Consider the following 18726-nt stretch of genomic DNA (forward strand, 5'->3'; position numbering starts at 1 on the left):
CGGACGGCATACGACTGCAGGTGGCTCTCAGCTGACGGTGAAGGTGTCTCCGGTGACCGTGATGGTCTTGGCCGTGAGGCCGGTCGGTGCCGGACCGGACACACGGTCGCCGGTCGACGCGTCGAAGTGGCTCTGGTGGCAGGGGCAGATGATCTGGCCGCCCTCGACGGAGCCGACGGTGCAGCCCTGGTGCGGGCACACCGCGTCGAACGCCTTGAACGTGCCGGCCGCCGGCTGGGTGACGACGGTCTTGGTGTCGGCGAAGATCGTGCCGCCGCCGACGGGGATCTCGGACGTCGGGGTGCCACCCGCCGCGGCCGACGTCGCGTCGGAGGTGGCGCCGGAGGCCGGCGCCGCTGCACTGCTCGGCGACGAGTCGGCCGGAGCCGTGGGGACGGGCGGGCTGCTGCAGGCCGCCAGCGCCCCGGCCCCGACGACGACGCCGGCGACGCGGAGGACGCCGCGCCGGTCGGTGAGGACCGAGATGCGGTCGCCGAGGCTCGGCTCGGCCGTGCTGGTGGTGGATGGGCTGGTGGTGGATGGGCTGGTGGATCGGCTGTCGGAGGTGCTCGTGCTGCTGGTCGGCTCGGTGGTGCTGGAGTGCGTGCGCTCGGTCATGCGTTCCTCTTCCGGGTCGGGGTCGACCTCGTCTTGCTCACGGTGGTGCTCGACGTGGTCTTCTTCGCAGCGGCGGTGGTGGCACCTCCTCGTGCGCGACCGCTCGCCTTCGGTGCCGTGGGTGCCTTCGCCGTCTTCGTCGCCGTCTTCGACGCCGTCTTCGAGGTCTTCACCGTCTTCACGGTGCGGGACGCGGATGTGCCCGCGCCGTCAGCCCGCTGTGAACCGGCCGAGTCCGCAGGGCCCGAGGAGGCCGTGGCCTTCTTCGCGCGGGTGCGGGCCGGGCCACGGGTCGTCGTGCGGGCCGTGCGCTCGAGGATCGGCTTGAGGAACCGGCCGGTGTGGCTGGCGGCCACCTCGGCGACGTCCTCGGGCGTGCCCTCGGCGATGACCGTGCCACCGCCGGAGCCGCCCTCGGGGCCCATGTCGATGATCCAGTCGGCGTTCTTGATGACGTCGAGGTTGTGCTCGATGACGATGACGGTGTTGCCCTTGTCGACGAGGCCCTGGAGCACGTCGAGGAGCTTGCGGATGTCCTCGAAGTGCAGGCCGGTGGTCGGCTCGTCGAGGACGTAGATGGTGCGTCCGGTGGATCGCTTCTGCAGCTCGCTGGCGAGCTTGACGCGCTGGGCCTCACCACCGGAGAGGGTCGGCGCCGGCTGGCCGAGGCGCACGTAGCCCAGGCCGACGTCGTTGAGGGTCTTGAGGTGACGCGCGATCGCGGGAACCGCCTCGAAGAACGTGGCGGCCTCCTCGATCGGCATGTCGAGCACGTCCGCGATCGTCTTGCCCTTGAAGTGCACCTCCAGCGTCTCCCGGTTGTACCGGGCCCCGTGGCACACCTCGCACGGGACGTAGACGTCGGGCAGGAAGTTCATCTCGATCTTGATCGTGCCGTCGCCGGAGCACGCGTCACAGCGTCCGCCCTTGACGTTGAAGGAGAACCGGCCCGGCTGGTAGCCGCGCACCTTGGCCTCCGTCGTCTCGGCAAAGAGCTTGCGCATGTTGTCGAAGACGCCGGTGTAGGTCGCAGGGTTCGATCGGGGCGTGCGTCCGATCGGGCTCTGGTCGACGTGGACGACCTTGTCGAGGTGGTCGAGGCCCGTGACGGACTTGTGCCGGCCGGGCACGTGGCGCGCACCGTTGAGCTTGTTGGCGAGCACGTTGTAGAGGATGTCGTTGACGAGGGTCGACTTGCCCGAGCCCGACACGCCGGTGACGGCCACGAGGTTGCCGAGCGGGAAGTCGACCGACACGTTCTGGAGGTTGTTCTCGCGGGCGCCGTTGACCGTGATCTGCCGACCGTCGTGGCCGCGGCGCACGTCGGGCGACGGGATCTCGCGGCGGCCGGAGAGGTACATGCCGGTCAGCGAGTCGGGGTGCTCGAGCAGACCCTTGACGGTGCCGGAGTGCACGACGTGCCCGCCGTGCTCACCCGCGCCGGGGCCGATGTCGACGACCCAGTCGGCCGTCGCGATGGTGTCCTCGTCGTGCTCGACGACGATGAGGGTGTTGCCGAGGTCGCGCAGACGGGTCAGCGTCTCGATGAGGCGGTGGTTGTCGCGCTGGTGCAGGCCGATCGAGGGCTCGTCGAGGACGTAGAGCACGCCGACGAGGCCGGAGCCGATCTGGGTCGCGAGTCGGATGCGCTGGGCCTCGCCACCGGAGAGGGTGCCGGCGGGCCGGTCGAGCGAGAGGTAGTCGAGCCCGACGTCGAGCAGGAAGCCGAGCCGCGCGTCGATCTCCTTGATGACGCGCTCGGCGATCTGCTTCTCGCGCGCCGTGAAGTCGACGGTGTCGAGGAAGCCGGCGGCCTCGTTGATCGCGAGCCCGCAGACCTCGGAGATGTTCTTGCCGCCGACGAGCACCGCGAGCGACTCGGGCTTGAGGCGGGCGCCCTTGCAGACCGGGCACGGGACCTCGCGCATGAAGCCCTCGTAGCGGTCGCGGCTCCACTCGGAGTCGGTCTCGGAGTGGCGGCGCTTGATGAACGGGACGACGCCCTCGAAGCCGGTCGTGTAGGAGCGGTCGCGACCGTAGCGGTTCTTGTACTTGACGTGGACCTTGTAGTTCTGGCCGTGCAGCAGCGCCTCCTTGGCGCGGGCCGGCAGCGCCCGGAACGGGGCGTCCATCGAGAACTTCATGTCCTCGGCGAGCGCGCCCATGACGCGCTGGAAGTACTCGGCCGAGCCGGACCCCTGCGCCCAGGGCGCGATGGCTCCCTCGGCGAGCGACAGGTCGTCGTCGGGCACGACGAGCTCGGGATCGACCTCGAGCTCGGTGCCGATGCCCGTGCACTCGGTGCACGCGCCGAACGGCGAGTTGAACGAGAAGGACCGCGGCTGGATCTCGTCCATGCCGAGCGGGTGGTTGTTGGGGCAGGCCATCTTCTCGGAGAAGCGGCGCTCGCGCTCCTTGTCCTTGGCATCGCGGTCGACGAAGTCGATGATGACGACGCCGCCGGCGAGGCCGAGAGCGGTCTCGACGGAGTCGGTGAGGCGCCGCTTGGAGCCGGCGTCGTCGCCCTTGGCCACGAGGCGGTCGACGACGACCTCGATCGTGTGCTTCTTCTGCTTCTCGAGGGCCGGGGGCTCGGCCAGGGACACGACCTCGCCGTCGACACGGGCGCGCGAGAAGCCCTTGGTCTGGAGCTCGGCGAAGAGGTCGACGAACTCGCCCTTGCGGCCCTGGACGACGGGCGCCAGCACCTGGAAGCGGGTGCGGTCCTCGAGCGTCAGGAGCTGGTCGACGATCTGCTGCGGCGACTGCCGGGTGACGGGCTCGCCGCAGACCGGGCAGTGCGGCCGGCCGGCGCGCGCGAAGAGCAGGCGGAGGTAGTCGTAGACCTCGGTGATGGTGCCCACGGTCGAGCGCGGGTTGCGGTTGGTCGACTTCTGGTCGATGGAGACCGCGGGCGACAGGCCCTCGATGAAGTCGACGTCGGGCTTGTCCATCTGCCCGAGGAACTGCCGGGCGTACGCCGACAGCGACTCGACGTAGCGACGCTGCCCCTCCGCGAAGATCGTGTCGAACGCGAGGCTCGACTTGCCCGACCCCGAGAGCCCGGTGAAGACGATGAGGCTGTCGCGTGGGAGGTCGACGGACACGTCGCGCAGGTTGTGCTCGCGCGCGCCGCGGACGACGAGGGAATGGGCGTTGCCGGTGGGCGTAGCAGTCACGCGCAACATGCTAGGTGGGGTCACCGACAGTGCCCCCATCGGCGGCTCAAGGCTGGACATGACACGAGACGTACCCACCCCGCCACGCGCCCGGGCGACAGGAGCGCCCGACCCGGCTGGACGGCATACTCGCACTCATGAGTGAGCCCGCGCCCACGCCGATCGAGGACTACGCCGTGCTCGGCGACCTCGGCACCGCCGCCCTCGTGAGCCTCCGGGGCTCGGTCGACTGGCTGTGCCTCCCCCGTTTCGACTCGCGTGCCTGCTTCTCCGCGCTGCTCGGCACGCCGGAGCACGGTCGCTGGCTCATCGCCCCGGTCGACCCGGACGTCGTGACGACGCGCCGCTACGTCGGCAACTCGTTCGTCCTCGAGACGATCCACGAGACCGCCACCGGCCGGGTCCGCGTCACCGACGTCATGCCGCTCGGCGACGGGCGCTCCGACCTGCTGCGCCGGATCGAAGGGCTCGAGGGCACGGTGCGCATGGTCCACGAGTGGACGGTGCGCTTCAACTACGGCCGCACCCGCCCGTGGGTCATGCGCCACACGGACGACCGCGAGGACCACACCGACGAGATCATCACCGCCATCGCCGGTCCCGACATGCTCGTCCTGCGCGGCGCCCGCCTCCCCCACGCCCAGGACGGCCACCACGTCGACGAGTTCGACGTCGTCGCCGGCCAGACCCTCACCTTCTCGACGACGTGGTTCCGCAGCCACGAGGAGATCCCGCCACCGCTGCGGGTGCGCGCCCGCATCGACGAGACGATCGCGCTCAGCGAGGAGTACGCCGCGCGCAGCGACTACGTCGGTCCCTATCAGGAGGCCGTGACGCGCTCGCTCCTCGTGCTGCGCGGCCTGACCCACCAGGCGACCGGCGGCATCGTCGCCGCGGCCACGACGTCGCTGCCCGAGGAGTTCGGCGGCGAGCGCAACTGGGACTACCGCTTCTGCTGGCTGCGCGACGCCGCGCTGACGCTCGAGGCGCTGCTCGGCTGCGGGTACGTCGAGGAGACCGCGCTGTGGCGCGACTGGCTCCTGCGCGCCGTCGCCGGTGACCCCGAGGACATGCAGATCATGTACCGCGTCGACGGGGGCCGTGACCTCCCCGAGCGCGTCCTCGACCACCTGCCGGGGTATGCCGCGTCGCGCCCCGTGCGCGTCGGCAACGCGGCCGTCGACCAGCGCCAGACCGACGTCCTCGGCGAGGTGATGATCTCGCTCGACCACGCCCGGTCGAAGGGCCTCGTCGAGACGGACGACTCCTGGCACCTCCAGCGGGCGCTCGTCAACCACCTCGCCGAGCACTGGGAGGAGGCCGACAACGGCCTCTGGGAGATCCGTGGCCCGCTGCGGCACTTCACGCACTCGCGGGTCATGGTGTGGGCCGCGTTCGACCGCGCGATCCGCGCCGTCGAGCAGCACGGAGTCGAGGGGCCCGTCGAGCTGTGGCGCGAGCTGCGCGACCAGGTGCGCGACGAGGTCATGGCCAAGGGCTACGACCCCGAGCGCAACACCTTCGTCCAGCACTACGACACGACCGAGGTCGACGCGTCGCTGCTGACGCTCTCGTCGATCGGCTTCGTGGCGGGCGACGACCCGCGGATGCTCGGCACCATCGCCGCCGTCGAGTCCGACCTGCTGCGCGAGGGCCTCGTCATGCGCTACCGCACCGACACCGGCGTCGACGGTCTCGCGGGCGACGAGCACCCCTTCCTGGCCTGCTCCTTCTGGCTCGTGACCGCCTACGCCAAGGCGGGTATGAGGACGGAGGCCACCGAGCTGATGGACCGGCTCGTCGGCCTCACCAACGACGTCGGACTGCTCTCCGAGGAGTACGACCCCGTCGCGGGGCGCATGGTGGGCAACTTCCCGCAGGCGTTCTCACACCTGACGCTCGTCGGCGCCGCACTGGCCCTCGCGAAGGCGTCGGGCGAGGCGTCCGACACGGAGACCGAGAAGCAACCCGGGAGGGCCACGGCATGAGGCACGCCGACGTGACACCCGCGCTCGTCGCGGCCGAGACCGACCGGGTCGCCTCGACGGCGGCCTCCTTCCGCAACGACGCCGTGCTCGCCCCCTCGCTGTGCGCGGGCTGGTCGCGCGGCCACGTCCTCGCGCACCTCGCCCGCAACGCCGACGCCCTCGTGCGGGTGTGCGACGTCGCCCTGACCGGCACCGCCGACACGATGTACGACGACACCGAGTCACGTGACGCCGACATCGAGCAGGGCGCCCGACGCTCGGCGCACGACCACGCGACCGACATCCGCGACACCGCGGCCCGCCTCGCCGAGCGGCTCGAGGCGCTGCGTCCCGAGCACGCCGACGTCCGGGTCGAGCGCACCCCGGGCGGCTTCCCGATCCCGGTCGGGATGGTGCCGTTCATGCGGCTGCGCGAGGTCGTCTACCACCACGTCGACCTCGACGCCGGCTACACCTTCGCCAGCGCTCCGACCGAGGTCGCGTCCCTCTTCCTCCGCGACGCGGCCAACCGCCTCGCCCACGACGACGCACCGCCGTCGCTGCACATCGTGACGACCGAGGGCGACGAGCACGTCGTCGGGGACGGCGCGACACGGGTGACCGGGTCCGTCGCCGACGTGCTGCTGTGGCTCGCCCGCGGGCGCACCGACGGCGTGACCTTCGACGGCCCCGTCCCGACCCTGCCCTTCGGAGGCTGACCATGACGCACACACCCGACGACACCTACACCGGCCACGTCACCGCGACCGGTCCGGCGGGCGTCCGCGAGCTCGCCGACCTCACGATCCGCAAGCTCGAGGTCGGCGGCTTCGGCAACAACGCCTACCTGCTGACCTGTCGCGCCACCGGCGCGCAGCTGCTCGTCGACGCGGCCGCCGAGCCGGACCGCCTGCTCGAGCTCGTGTCCTCCGGTGGCGGCGGCCTCGACACCGTCGTCACGACCCACCAGCACCACGACCACGTCGGCGCGCTCGCCGAGGTCGTCGCCGCGACCGGCGCCCGCACCGTGGCCGGCGCCGACGACGCGGACGCGCTGCCCGTCCCCGTCGACGAGCGCGTCGGCCAGGGCGACACGGTGTCCGTCGGCGACGTCACGCTCGACGTGGTCCACCTGCGGGGCCACACGCCGGGCTCGATCGCGCTCGCCTACGCCGACCCGGCGCCCGGTGGGCACACCCACCTCTTCACGGGCGACAGCCTCTTCCCCGGCGGCGTCGGCAACACGAAGAACCCCGGGCAGAGCTTCGACTCGCTCATCGAGGACGTCACGACCCGCGTCTTCGACGTCTACGACGACGACACGTGGTTCTACCCGGGCCACGGCGACGACTCGACCCTCGGCGCCGAGCGCCCCCACCTGGCCGAGTGGCGCGCCCGCGGCTGGTGACCGCCTGAGCCGGCCGGACGGCATACGTCCTCCAAGGACGTCGCGATGGCGTATGCCGTCCGGCGCGGCGGGCGGTCAGGGGGCAGGTGGGTGGGCGGCGCGGACCGGCAGGCGCACCCGCAGGCGGGTGTCGCCCGGCCGGGACTCGATCTCGATCGACCCGCCGTGGCGGTCGACGACGATCCGGTGCGCGATGTCGAGCCCGAGGCCGGTCCCGCGGCCGACGTCCTTCGTCGTGTAGAACGCCTCGAAGGCGCGCTGCTGGACCTCCGGGCTCATGCCCGTGCCCGTGTCCGCGACCTCGACGACGACCGCGTCACCGTCGAGGCGCGTCGTCACGCGGAGGGTGCCGTGGCCGTCCATGGCGTCGACCGCGTTGTCGACGAGGTTGGTCCAGACCTGGTTGAGCTCGCCCGGCATCCCGTCGACGAGGGGCACGTCGGCGCCCCAGTCGCGCACGACCGTGACGCCGGGACGCAGCCGCGGGCCCATGACGAGCAGCGTGCTCTCGAGGCCCTCCCGGACGTCGACGCGCTGGTGCGAGGCGCGGTCCATCTGCGAGTAGGACTTGATGCCGGCGACCAGCTCGGACACGCGACGGGTCGACTCACGGACCTCGCCGAGCAGCGACGCGACGTCGATGGTGCGCGCGACCCAGCCGAGGCAGGCACCGAGGCCGTCGGCCGGGGACGCGGCGGCGGCCCGCTCGAGCCAGCCGACGTCGGCGCCCGCGGAGACGAGGGACGCGGCGAGCTCCCACGGCCGCTCGACCCCGGCACGGTCCAGCCACTCCCCCAGCGCCTCCTCACGGTCGGCCGTCTCGAGCGGGTCGGGCAGCGTCGTCGGCGGCTCGAGCTCGCGGCGCAACGCGTCGAGCTCCCCGAACTGCGCCGCGGTCAGACCGGCCGTCGCCATCTGGCGCAAGGCGTCGAGCAGACCGTCGCAGGCGTGCTCGAGCTCGGCGGACGACCGGGCCGCGGCCGCGGCGGGGTTGTTGATCTCATGGGCCAGACCGGCGGCGAGGGTCCCGAGCGTCACGAGGCCGCTGCGCTGCCGGGCCGTCGCCTCGATCGACCGGGCCGTGCCGTAGAGGCCGGCGACGAGGTGCGCGGCGAAGGGGAACCAGACGTTGGCGAGCTCGTGGAGGCGTTGCGCCGGGACCCGCAGGAGCCGCCCGGGCGCGACGCCCCGAGCCGTCGCGAGGTAGACGCCGTGCTCGTCCCAGGCCCGGAACCCACCGGCCCAGCGGCCCGGCACGTCCATCCGGCCGACGACGACGTCCTCGCGGCCGATGTGGCGCGAGAGGTCGAGCGACCCGTCGACGACGACCCACCAGTAGTCGGCGCGGTCCCCCTCGAGCCAGACCACCTCGCCGGGGACGATCGGCACCTCGGAGCCCCCGTCGAGCAGCTGCACGAGCTGGTCGTCGTCCAGCCCGTCGAAGAGCGGCACCGTGCGGAGGTCGGAGAGCTCGAGCATCGCGGGTCCCGTCTGCCGGTCAGATCGTGGCGAGGTAGCGGTGGACGAAGTAGACCGACATCGAGCCCTCGCCGACGGCGGACGCGACGCGCTTCATCGAGTCCGAGCGCACGTCGCCCGCCGCGAAGACGCCCGGCAGGCTCGTCTCCAGCGCGAACGGCGGACGGGCGAGCGTCCACCCGTGGGCCTGCTGCCCGGTGACGAGGTCGTGGCCGGTGACGACGAAGCCGTGCTCGTCGCGCACGACGTCGGCACCGAGCCAGTCGGTGCGCGGCGAGGCGCCGATGTAGACGAAGAGCCAGGCGGCCTCGACCTCCGTCGTGGCGCCCGTGTGCCGGTCCCCGAGGGTCAGCCGCTCGAGGTGGCCGTCCCCGTCGGCGCCGACGACCTCGGTGCGGCACAGCACGCGGATCCGCTCGTCGGCGCGGATCCGCTCGACGAGGTACTGCGACATGCTCGCCTCGAGCGACTCACCGCGCACGACGAGGGTGACGCGGCGGGCGTGCCGGGCGAGGTTGAGGACCGCCTGGCCCGCGGAGTTGGCGGCCCCGACGACGTAGACCTCGTCACCCTCGCACGCCGCGGCCTGGCCGGCGTTGGACCCGTAGTGGACACCGCGTCCGGCGAGCGCGTCGAGACCCGGCGCCTCGAGCCGCCGGTAGGAGACGCCGGTCGCGAGCACGACGCTGCGCGCCTCGATGTCGTCGGCGCCGTCGAGCCGGACGGCGCGGACGGGTCCGCGCTGCTCCAGCGCCACGACGTCACGCGCGAGGACCATCTCGGCACCGAAGCGGCGGGCCTGCGCGATGGCCCGCTGGGCGAGGTCGGCACCGGAGAGCCCCCGCGGGAAGCCGAGGTAGTTCTCGATCGCCGCGCTCTGCCCGGCCTGGCCGCCCGGGGCGTCGTGCTCGACGACGACGGTGCTCAGCCCCTCGGACGCGGCGTAGACCGCGGCGGCGAGCCCCGCCGGTCCGCCGCCGACGATGCAGAGGTCGTAGAGCGCGCGCTCGGCCCGGGTGCGCAGCCCCAGGGCCGTCGCGACGGCGACGGGCGTCGGCGCGCGGAGCGTGTCGCCGTCGGGGACGAGGACGAGCGGCAGGTCCTCCGGGCCGGCGTCGGCGAGGTCGCGCAGCCTGGCCCCTTCCGCGTCGCGCTCGACGTCGAGCCAGACGTAGGGCACGTGGTTGTTGGCGAGGAAGGTCTTGACGAGGTGGCTCGCCTCCGACCACCGGTGGCCGACGACGCGGACGTCGGACGCGCGCTCCGGATGCGCGTTGTGCCAGTCGGAGAGCAGGTCGTCGACGACGGGGTAGAGCCGGTCCTCGGGCGGGTCCCACGGCTTGAGGAGGTAGTGGTCGAGCCCGATGTCGTTGATGGCCGAGATCGCGACGTCCGTGTCGGCATACGCCGTGAGCAGCAGCAGCTTCGCGTCCGGGACGTCGACGCGCACCCGCGCCAGCAGCTCGATGCCGGTCATCCCGGGCATCCGCTGGTCGGAGGCGACGAGCGCGAGGGGCTGACCGCGCAGGACGAGGCGGGCCACCAGGTCGAGAGCCTCGGCCCCGGAGGAGGCGCGCAGGATGCGGTGCTCGGCGCCGTAGCGGGCCCGCAGGTCCCTGGCGATCGCGGCCGAGACCGGCGCGTCGTCGTCCACGGTGATGATCGCGGGTCTCGCCACGCGCTCAGCGTACGAGCGGGACCCGGCGCGTGGGGGTGAGTCGGGCCGGTTCACCCCGTCGAGGTGAGAGGGACGAGAGGGGCGGACCGGGGCACGACGTCACGAACCGGGCACGCGGGTGAGGTGGCCGCGTCGGCCGGCGCCCGCGGCGGCCCCGGCGCCCAGGGCGCCGCTGCCGCGTGGCGTCCGGCTACTGGGCGTCCTCGAGGTCCGACGTCGCGTCGGGGTCGAGCTCCGCGATGAGCGACTCGAGCTCGGACCGGAGGAAGTCGAGGTCCGGCGGGACGTTGGTCAGGAGGATGTGGCGTCGCGGGTTGCCCGCGACGGAGAGGCCGACACCGAGGCGCGACCGGCCGTGGCGCTCGCGCCAGGCCCGCTCCAGACGGGGCCCGCCGATCCAGTCGACGGGAGCGTGCAGCCAGCCCTGGACGTCGACGAGGTCTCCGTCGGGGCCGTGACGTCGGTTCTTCGGGGGATCGAATCCCTCGAGGGTGATTCGCTCTTCCATACCTCTGACGGTACGGGTCCGGGAGCCCGCGGACCAGTACCTCGCGCAGGTCCACACCGATTCGTGAGGGAAGAGACAGGCAGGTATCAGGCAACGCATCGGCGGCCACTGACCGGCAACCGTGCGAAGGAGCCACCATGTCCGTCACCACCCCCGTCGTCAGCCAGGAGTCCGAGCGCCACGTCGCGCTCGCCGTCGCCCACGCCAGCCTCCTGCTCAGTGTCGACGCGCTCCCGCGCTCGCTCGCGGGAGCCGACGTCGAACCGGCCGCGACACCAGTGCACGACCTCTCGGGAGACGTCCTCTTCTGGCGGGCCCGTCTCAGCGGCAGGAAGGCTCGCGGCTACCTCGACGTCGGGGCCAGTCCCGCGATGGGCGCCGTCCTCGTCGCCGCGTCGCCCGACGCCGTCTGGGAGCCCGAGCGTCTCGTCGAGCAGGCCCTCGAGGTGCTCGCCAAGCAGAACGACGGCACCCAGGTCGAGGTCGACGAGGTCCGCTTCGTCGACTACAGCCACCCCAAGCTCGCGCTCCAGCTCCTGCGCGAGGGCCGCGAGGTCGCGATGCTCGAGCTGCACACGTGGGAGGTCGTGCCGCCGGCGAGCAAGCGCGAGCGCGGCGCTCCCCCGGGGAACTTCGAGCGCTGGTCCCTCCTCGGGAGCCTCACGGCGAAGGCGCGCGAGTCCCGGACCGCGCGCTACGACACCACGGTCGGCGAGCTGTCGCGGCTCGTCGAGCGCCTCGACCGGGACCGCTACACGGTCTCCGTCGTCGACACCGTCGACATCCTGCTGCGCACCCGCCGCCGGGACCTGCACTACAGCACGCGCAACAGCGACCACCAGGTCTGCTACGAGCTGCGGGGCCAGCAGACGAACGTGTGGTGCGTCGCCGCGAGCGTCCAGATGGTCCTCGACTTCTACCGCTACGAGTACGGTCAGGTCCGCATCGCCGCCGAGCTCGGGCTCGGGACGCTCGCGAGCCCGACGGGACTGCCGTACGCGAACGACGCGCTCGTCGTCACCGTCCTCGAGCGGCTCAGCAGCAACGCCCTCGACGCGACGATGTACACGACGAACCCCTTCTCGCGGTTCGTCAGCGAGATCAACGCCAACCGGCCGCTCGTCAGCTTCGTCCCGGGCCACTCGCGCACCGTCGTCGGCTACTCCGAGACCGGCTGGCTGCTCCTCACCGCCACCGACCGTGGGCTCACCGTCTTCGACCCGTGGCCGCCCAACGCCGGTGTCGTCACGCGGTGGGAGAACTTCGACGCCACGACGTACCGCCGCACTTTCACCGCGCAGGTCACACTGGCCTGATGGAGCGCGACGCCGACCGGACGAGCGAGCTGCCCGACGAGGGTTCGCTCGCGGCGCAGGCCCGGACGGCGACGCTGCGGCTCGTCGCGGACGTGGGTCGGGTCGGTCCGCTCGTCCACGGCCGGGGCGTCGTCGGCCGGCCGGTGCCGGTCCGGGCGCCGGCCCCGCCGACGTCGTCGGGCCCGTCGGGCTCGTCAGGCGGCCCGGCCGCCGGGGTCTCTACGTGGTTCGTGCCGGTCACGACCGGCGACCGCCTCGCCGGTTTCGCGCTCGTCGACGTCGAGACGAGCCCGCCACCCGCGGACCGCGCCGACGCGCGCGAGCCCGCTGCACGCATACGCCGGTGGTCGACGTTCCAGCGCCACGAGGGCGACCTCGAGTCGTGTCCCCCGGCACTCCTCTGGACCGACCCGCCGACGATCACGGCCACGGCCGTGGCCGCCGTCGGTGCGCCCGACGGCGTGGTCACGGGCGAGCCGACCCTGACGTGGGAGCGCACGCCCGAGCACCTCGTGTGGGAGGTGACCGTCGGAGGCCGGTCCGTGCACGTCGCGGGGTCCAGCGCCTGGCCGGCGTGAGCGAGGCACGGAGCGTGGTGCGAGGATGACGGGCGTGAGCTCGTCCGTCGCCGTCCACGCCGTCACCGCCACCCACCTCGTCCGCGTCCCCGTGACGACGGTGTGGTCCAGTCCCGGGAGCCCCCGGCCCGTCGACGCGCCCGTCGTCGCCGACGAGCCCGATGCCGCCGGCTGGCTCGCGGCGCTCGACGCGCACGCCTCCGACGACGAGTCGGGCCAGGGGCGACTCGGCCTGCACGGCCGCGTCGAGTCGCAGCTGCTCGCCGGCGAGCCCGTCGTCGTCACCGACACCGCCGAGTCCGGCGCCTGGTCGCACGTCGTCGCGCCGTGGCAGCTCTCCCCGAAGGACGACCGGGGCTACCCGGGTTGGGTGCCGTCGGCCCACCTGGCACCCGCGACCGACCCCCTGGTGGAGGGGCCGACGCCCGTCCTCGACGCGGCGGGCGCGGCAGACGGGGACGACACGCACGCGGCCGTCGCCGAGGCCCGCCGCCACCTCGGGCTGCCCTACCTCTGGTCGGGCGTCTCGCCGCTCGGCTTCGACTGCTCCGGTCTCGTGCTGCACACGTGGCGCCTCCTCGGCGTCGTCGTCGCGCGCGACGCGTACGCCCAGGCGGAGCTCGCGACGCCGGTCGAGCTCGACGCCGTGCAGGCGGGCGACCTCTACTTCTTCGCCCGGCCCGGTCGGCGCATCCACCACGTCGGCATCGTCGTGCGCCCCGGTCGCATGGTCCACGCCTCGGAGACCGGCGGCGTCCTCGTCGAGGAGGACCTGCCCGCCGAACGCGTCGCCACCCTCGTCGCCGCCGGGCGCCTGCCGATGCCGTGAGCGTCGACCACCGCACTGCTCCCCTTCTCGTCCTCGGCGGCGTCGTCTCCGTCCAGTTCGGCGGCGCCTTCGCCGCCACGCTCGTCCCCCGCATCGGGGCGCCCGGCTCGGTGCTGCTGCGCCTCTTCTTCGCGATGGTCATCCTGTATGCCGTCGCGCGGCCCTCGTGGCGGGGGCGCAGCCGGTCCGACTGGGGCACCGTCGTGCTCTTCGGGCTGGCGCTCGCGGCGATGAACACCTCGTTCTACGCCTCCCTGGCCCACCTGCCCATCGGGGTCGCGGTGACGATCGAGTTCCTCGGCCCGCTCGGGCTCGCGGCCGCCCTGAGCCGTCGGCCGCGGGACGTCGTGGCCGTCGCGGCGGCGGCCCTCGGCGTCGTGCTCGTCTCCGGGGTGCTGCACACGTCGTGGGACCGGCTCGACCTCGTCGGCGTCGGGTTCGCGGCACTGGCGGGCGTCATGTGGGCGGCCTACATCGTCCTCAGCCAGCGCACCGGCAAGGCGTTCGGGGGCCTCGACGGCCTTGCGCTCGCCCTCATCGTGTCGACGGTCGCGGTGGCCCCGCTCGGTCTGACCTCCGTCGACCGCTGGACGCCGCGTGACGTCGCGCTCGGCCTCGGCATCGCCGTCCTGTCGTCGGTGCTGCCCTACTCGCTCGAGCTCGTCGCGCTGCGTCACCTCGCGCAGCGCGTGTTCGGCATCCTGCTCAGCCTCGAGCCGGTCGTCGCGGCCGTGGCCGGCTTCGTCGTCCTCGACCAGGTGCTCGACCGGGGACAGGTCGCGGGCATGGCGCTCGTCGTGCTCGCGAGCGTCATCGTGCTCGGCGCCCAGTCCCGGCCCGAGTCGCCGGACGCCGCGATGGGGCCGGGTTGATGCGCCGTGTGGCCGACTGCTTGACCTCAAGTGCGCGTGAGGTCCTACCGTCGCCGGATGACCTCCAGCACGATGCGCCCTGACACCGGCACGACCGTCCCCGACGAGGGCGGCGGCATCATGGCGCCGGCCCTGCGGGCCACGACCATCGGCGTGCTCGCGCTCGTGTCCCTGCACGCCTTCGAGGCCCTGGCCCTGACGACCGTCATGCCGACGATCGCCCACGACCTCGACGGTGCCTCGCTCTACGCGATGGCCTTCACGGCAACGCTCGCGTCGGGGATCGTCAGCATCGTCTGGTCGGGCAACCTCGCCGACCGGCGCGGGCCACGGCCTCCCCTGCTCCTCGGCCTCGTGCTCTTCGCCGCCGGCCTCGTGGTCGCCGGCCTCGCGCCCTCGATGGGGGTCCTCGTCGCGGCGCGGGTCGTGCAGGGCCTCGGCGCCGGGATGACGAGCACGGCGCTCTACGTCCTCGTGACACGCGTCTACCCGCAGCGGCTGCACACGGCGATCCTCGCCGGCTTCTCGGCAGCGTGGGTCGTGCCGTCGATCGCGGGGCCGTTCGTGGCCGGCCTCATCACCGAGACGATCGGCTGGCGCTGGGTCTTCGGGCTGGCGCTCGTCGTCCTCGTCGTGGCGGCCGTGCTGCTCGGCCGCATCATCACCGGCCTGCGGCAGGACGTCGTCGACGTGCCGTGGCGGTGGCGGTCGATCGCCGCGTCGGTCGTGCTGGCCGTCGCCGTGCTCGGTCTCAACGCGGCCGCCGAGCGTCTCGACGCCGTCGGCGTCACCCTCGCGGTGCTCGCCCTCGTCGTCGTGGGCCTCACCCTGCTGCCGCTCACACCGCGGGGGACGTTGCGGGCCGCCCGTGGGCTGCCGACCGACATCGCCCTGCGCGCGCTCGCCTTCGCCGCCTTCAGCGGCGCCGAGGTCTACCTGCCCCGTCTCCTGACCGAACGCGACGGCCTCAGCCCCAGCCTCGCGGGCGTCGCACTCACCGTCACGGGCGTCACGTGGTTCGCCGGGTCGTGGGTCCAGGGACGGTGGGACCGGCGCTTCGAGATCGGTCGCACCGCGGCCGTCTCCCTCGCCGCGATCGCGCTCGCCCTCCTCGCCCTGGCCGGCGCGGTGGCGCTCGACGCGCCGACGTGGGTCGTCATCGCCCTCTTCCCCGTCGTCGGCCTCGGGATCGGGACGCTCTACCCCCGCGTCACGGCCCAGGCGCTCGCCCGGGCCGAGTCGACCGAGCAGGGCTTCGTCAGCTCGGCCCTGCAGATCGGCGACTCGTCGGGGGCCGCGACGGCGATCGCCCTCTCGGCCATCGTCTTCGCCGGAGCGGGGTCGGCCGTCCCCGGGGCGTATGCCGTCGTCTTCGCCGTCATGGCCGTGCCCGCCCTGCTCGGCTGGGTCGTCGCCCACCGGGTCCGCTGACGACCGCGAGCGCCGGGACGAGCGCCGGGACGGGCGCCGTCCTCCGCCCGGAACCTCGTCGCCCGCGATCGTCGCCCGGTCAGAGGTCGCCTACTCCGTGCCGAGGGCCGGCAGGCGCTCCGGCAGCCCCAGGCACGGGAACCGGTCGGCGTGGAACGTGGTGATCTCGGCGACGGCCCCGCCCGTGACGCGCAGCGCGTCCACCGTCAGCGGCAGGTACGCGGCCTCCGCCTCCTGCCAGAGGTAGAAGGCCACGGCGGGCTGCCGGTTCAGGGCGGTGGGGACGGTGCGCAGGTGTCCCAGCTCCTCGAAGCCGCCCTCGACCCAGTCCTGCAGGACGGCCTCGCGGCCCACGAACAGCCCCGGGGTGGGCGGCATCGAGCAGCGGACGTCGTCCTGCACCAGGGCAGCCAGCCCGTCGATGTCCTTGGCCACGCTGGCCTCCGTGTAGCGGCGCACGAGCTCTCGCGTGCCCGCGTCCTCGTCGCCGCCGGTCCAGTCCTGGCGCTCCGCCGGCAGGTGCTCCCGCAGTCCTGCGCGGGCGCGCTGCAGCGCGCTGTTCACCGAGTTCACGGAGTCCCCGAGCAGGTCCCCGACGTCCTTGGCCGGCCAGCCGAGCACGTCGCGCAGGATGAGCACGGCCCGTGCGCGGGGCGCGAGGTGCTGGACCGCGACGAGATAGGCCAGCTCGATCGTCTCGCGCGCGAGGGCGACGGCTTCCGGCTCGTCCCCGCCGTCGGCGGGCAGCTCGTCGAGCAGCCGGTCCGGATACGGCTGGAGCCACGGCACCTCACCGCCGGTGGCGGCCGTCGGGCGGCGCTTGGCGAGCAGGTCCAGACAGGTGTTCGTCGCGATCCGGTAGAGCCAGGCCCGGAACGTGGAGCGCCCCTCGAAGGTCTCTCTCCGGCGCCACGCACGCAGGAACGTCTCCTGCACGGCGTCCTCGGCGTCCTCGAAGGACCCGAGCATCCGGTAGCAGTGCACGTGCAGCTCCCGGCGGTGTCGCTCCACCGTTCCCGAGAAGGCCGGCTCGTCGACCTTGTCCAGCTCGTCCAGCTCGTCCACCCGTACGTCCGCGCTCATCACGTCATACTTCCGTCTCACCGTGTTCCTGTCGTAGGTGAGACGGCTGCCGGGCCCACAACTCATCACCGGCGCCCAGGGTCGTGCGGAGCGGGCGGCCCCCTGTCACTCGTCCGAGACGACAGGGGGCGTGCCGTGCCTCAGAGGATGTAGCCGCTGGAGGCGCTCCAGATCGCGTGGGTGCGGCAGTTCGAGTCGGCGTACTCCTTGGAGGTCGACTCGAAGACGGAGTAGAGCCGCTTGACCGACGAGCCGGCCGACTGCGGGGCCCAGACGATCCCCTCCATCATCGGCAGCGTGTTGTGGCTCGAGCGGGCACCCGTGGACCGCACCTGCGTCGTCACCTTGCTCAGGTTGTCCCGACCCCACGAGCGGCTGAAGACGAAGTGGCTGCCGGTGACCTGCACGCCCTGGACGATCGAGGGCGTGCCGTAGGCCGCGTTCGACGTCACGGTCACGTAGCCCGCGCTCGACGTCGCGTAGCGGCGCATGAGGTTGGAGTAGAAGTCCCCGACGTAGAGGTTGCCGCCGTAGTAGTCGACGTACGAGGCGTGCGTCAGGCCGCCCATGGTGTACCGCGCGGCATACGACACGGCCCGGCGCGCGCCCGCGGGGACGGCCCGGATGCGGTCGATCGGGATGCGGTAGACGTAGGCACCGCCCTCGCTGTCGGAGACGTAGAGGTTGCCCCGCCCGATGGTCACACCACCCGCGTGCCCCTTCTTGGGGACCCCGCTCAGCTCGATCGTCTTGACCCACGCGGACGTCGACCGCTTGTAGACGACGACGCGCGGCACCTCGAGGGCGTCGCGGTGGTACATCGAGACGTAGAGGTAGTCGCCGTTGGAGTCGTAGGTCATCCCCTGCGGCACCCAGTTGGTGTCCTTGTAGGCGCCGAGCGTGTGCCCCGACCAGTTGTCGAACGCGTTGAGCTGCGGATCGGCGCAGCTGCTGACCTTGGCGAAGCCGACCGGCTCGATCGCGCTGGCGGGACTCGCGGCGACGACGCCGAGGGTCGATGCGAGTGTCAGCGCGAGCCCGGCGGCCGCGGTGCGAAGTCGTGTCCTCATGAGGTTCCCCTGTGCTCGTCGGAGGACCTCTTCCCCCGATGCTCGGACCCTACTCGTCGTCATCGGCCACCGGCGGCAACGTCACGAGGTGATTTCCTCCCGGCACCGTGGTCGACCGGACGGAACCTGGACCGATGGGTGGTCGAGCGACTCCCCTTCGCCCGAGCGACGCGTCACCTCGCTTCGGTAGCGTGCCCCTCATGCCCATCAAGCTCGAGAACGTCGGGATCGCCGTGCAGGACCTCGAGGCGACGATCGCCTTCTTCACCGACCTCGGACTGACGGTCCTCGGTCGAGACACGGTCAGCGGGGAGTGGACCGACACCGCCGTGGGCCCCGACGGCAACCACGCCAGGATCGCCATGCTCCAGACCCCCGACGGCCAGGGCCGGCTCGAGCTCTTCGAGTACATCCACCCCAGCGCCATCGAGACGACCCCCACGCTGCCCAACGAGATCGGCATGCACCGGGTCGCCTTCTCGGTCGACGACATCGACGAGGCGCTCGAGATCGCCGCGAGGCACGGCTGCCACCCGCTGCGCGGGGTGGCCACGTACGAGGACGTCTACAAGCTCACCTACGTCCGCGGACCCAGCGGCATCCTCGTGATGCTCGCCCAGGAGCTCACGGCGAGCTGAGCCGGGCGGCCTGCCGCCCACGCAGCGTGGGCCCAGCTGTTTCGTGGCAGCCCCGGCCGTACGACGGTGAAG

General features: G+C 72.7%; 16 protein-coding genes. 9 read left to right on the forward strand and 7 right to left on the reverse strand.

The genetic code is table 11. The features are described from left to right. Window positions 1-27: 27 nt before the first annotated feature. Together ACSQ2D_RS11905 and uvrA are read right to left on the reverse strand one after the other, a co-directional pair. The gene (locus ACSQ2D_RS11905; protein ID WP_435986154.1) at window positions 28-618 is read right to left on the reverse strand and encodes a Rieske (2Fe-2S) protein; all 591 of its coding nucleotides are present in this window, start codon (window positions 616-618) and stop codon (window positions 28-30) included. Then, the gene (gene uvrA / locus ACSQ2D_RS11910) at window positions 615-3806 is read right to left on the reverse strand and encodes an excinuclease ABC subunit UvrA (protein WP_435986155.1); all 3192 of its coding nucleotides are present in this window, start codon (window positions 3804-3806) and stop codon (window positions 615-617) included. The genes ACSQ2D_RS11905 and uvrA overlap by 4 nt, the downstream gene beginning before the upstream one ends. A gap of 128 nt (window positions 3807-3934) precedes the next feature. On the opposite strand from uvrA, the gene ACSQ2D_RS11915 reads away from it, so the two are divergent. Genes ACSQ2D_RS11915 through ACSQ2D_RS11925 form a run of 3 tightly spaced genes read left to right on the forward strand, consistent with a single transcriptional unit; the run spans window position 3935 to window position 7172 of the window. Next, window positions 3935-5785, forward strand: coding sequence for a glycoside hydrolase family 15 protein (locus tag ACSQ2D_RS11915; protein ID WP_435986156.1), 1851 nt, complete (start codon window positions 3935-3937; stop codon window positions 5783-5785). After that, window positions 5782-6483, forward strand: coding sequence for a maleylpyruvate isomerase family mycothiol-dependent enzyme (locus ACSQ2D_RS11920; protein WP_435986157.1), 702 nt, complete (start codon window positions 5782-5784; stop codon window positions 6481-6483). The genes ACSQ2D_RS11915 and ACSQ2D_RS11920 overlap by 4 nt, the downstream gene beginning before the upstream one ends. Before the next feature lie 2 nt (window positions 6484-6485). Continuing rightward, a complete protein-coding gene (locus ACSQ2D_RS11925) occupies window positions 6486-7172 on the forward strand; it encodes an MBL fold metallo-hydrolase (RefSeq protein ID WP_435986158.1) in 687 nt (228 codons plus the stop codon). Between the two features lie 75 nt (window positions 7173-7247). Here the strand turns inward: ACSQ2D_RS11925 and ACSQ2D_RS11930 are convergent, their stop codons facing one another. The 3 genes from ACSQ2D_RS11930 to ACSQ2D_RS11940 all read right to left on the reverse strand — a co-directional run bounded on the left by ACSQ2D_RS11930 (window position 7248) and on the right by ACSQ2D_RS11940 (window position 10837). Then, complete coding sequence (locus ACSQ2D_RS11930) at window positions 7248-8651, reverse strand: ATP-binding protein (protein ID WP_435986159.1); 1404 nt, start codon at window positions 8649-8651, stop codon at window positions 7248-7250. 19 nt (window positions 8652-8670) lie between these two features. Next, a complete protein-coding gene (locus tag ACSQ2D_RS11935) occupies window positions 8671-10329 on the reverse strand; it encodes an FAD-dependent oxidoreductase (RefSeq protein ID WP_435986160.1) in 1659 nt (552 codons plus the stop codon). A gap of 190 nt (window positions 10330-10519) precedes the next feature. After that, the gene (locus ACSQ2D_RS11940; RefSeq protein WP_435986161.1) at window positions 10520-10837 is read right to left on the reverse strand and encodes a hypothetical protein; all 318 of its coding nucleotides are present in this window, start codon (window positions 10835-10837) and stop codon (window positions 10520-10522) included. Window positions 10838-10974: 137 nt separating this feature from the next. On the opposite strand from ACSQ2D_RS11940, the gene ACSQ2D_RS11945 reads away from it, so the two are divergent. From ACSQ2D_RS11945 to ACSQ2D_RS11965, 5 genes are read left to right on the forward strand one after another with little or no spacing between them, the layout of a single operon-like run. Then, window positions 10975-12153: a C39 family peptidase gene (locus ACSQ2D_RS11945; RefSeq protein ID WP_435986162.1), complete on the forward strand. Its 1179-nt coding sequence runs from the start codon at window positions 10975-10977 to the stop codon at window positions 12151-12153. After that, entirely contained in the window at window positions 12153-12731 is a 579-nt protein-coding gene (locus tag ACSQ2D_RS11950; protein WP_435986163.1) for a hypothetical protein, read from the forward strand. The genes ACSQ2D_RS11945 and ACSQ2D_RS11950 overlap by 1 nt, the downstream gene beginning before the upstream one ends. A 34-nt stretch (window positions 12732-12765) precedes the next feature. After that, a complete protein-coding gene (locus ACSQ2D_RS11955; RefSeq protein ID WP_435986164.1) occupies window positions 12766-13560 on the forward strand; it encodes a C40 family peptidase in 795 nt (264 codons plus the stop codon). Continuing rightward, complete coding sequence (locus ACSQ2D_RS11960) at window positions 13557-14432, forward strand: EamA family transporter (RefSeq protein WP_435986165.1); 876 nt, start codon at window positions 13557-13559, stop codon at window positions 14430-14432. The genes ACSQ2D_RS11955 and ACSQ2D_RS11960 overlap by 4 nt, the downstream gene beginning before the upstream one ends. A 57-nt stretch (window positions 14433-14489) precedes the next feature. Continuing rightward, on the forward strand, window positions 14490-15863 hold the full coding sequence (locus ACSQ2D_RS11965; RefSeq protein ID WP_435986166.1) for an MFS transporter: 1374 nt from the start codon (window positions 14490-14492) through the stop codon (window positions 15861-15863). Window positions 15864-15953: 90 nt separating this feature from the next. Here the strand turns inward: ACSQ2D_RS11965 and ACSQ2D_RS11970 are convergent, their stop codons facing one another. Together ACSQ2D_RS11970 and ACSQ2D_RS11975 are read right to left on the reverse strand one after the other, a co-directional pair. Beyond that, on the reverse strand, window positions 15954-16946 hold the full coding sequence (locus tag ACSQ2D_RS11970) for an RNA polymerase subunit sigma-70 (protein WP_435986167.1): 993 nt from the start codon (window positions 16944-16946) through the stop codon (window positions 15954-15956). Between the two features lie 140 nt (window positions 16947-17086). After that, complete coding sequence (locus ACSQ2D_RS11975; RefSeq protein WP_435986168.1) at window positions 17087-18016, reverse strand: hypothetical protein; 930 nt, start codon at window positions 18014-18016, stop codon at window positions 17087-17089. Between the two features lie 200 nt (window positions 18017-18216). Between ACSQ2D_RS11975 and ACSQ2D_RS11980 the strand changes: the two genes are divergently transcribed. Further along, window positions 18217-18654 (forward strand): VOC family protein, encoded by a 438-nt coding sequence (locus tag ACSQ2D_RS11980; protein WP_435986169.1) that lies wholly within the window; start codon window positions 18217-18219, stop codon window positions 18652-18654. Window positions 18655-18726 lie beyond the last annotated feature (72 nt).

The sequence above is a fragment of the Terrabacter sp. LjRoot27 genome, assembly GCF_964254175.1.
In the GTDB taxonomy this organism is placed as follows: Bacteria; Actinomycetota; Actinomycetes; order Actinomycetales; family Dermatophilaceae; genus Terrabacter.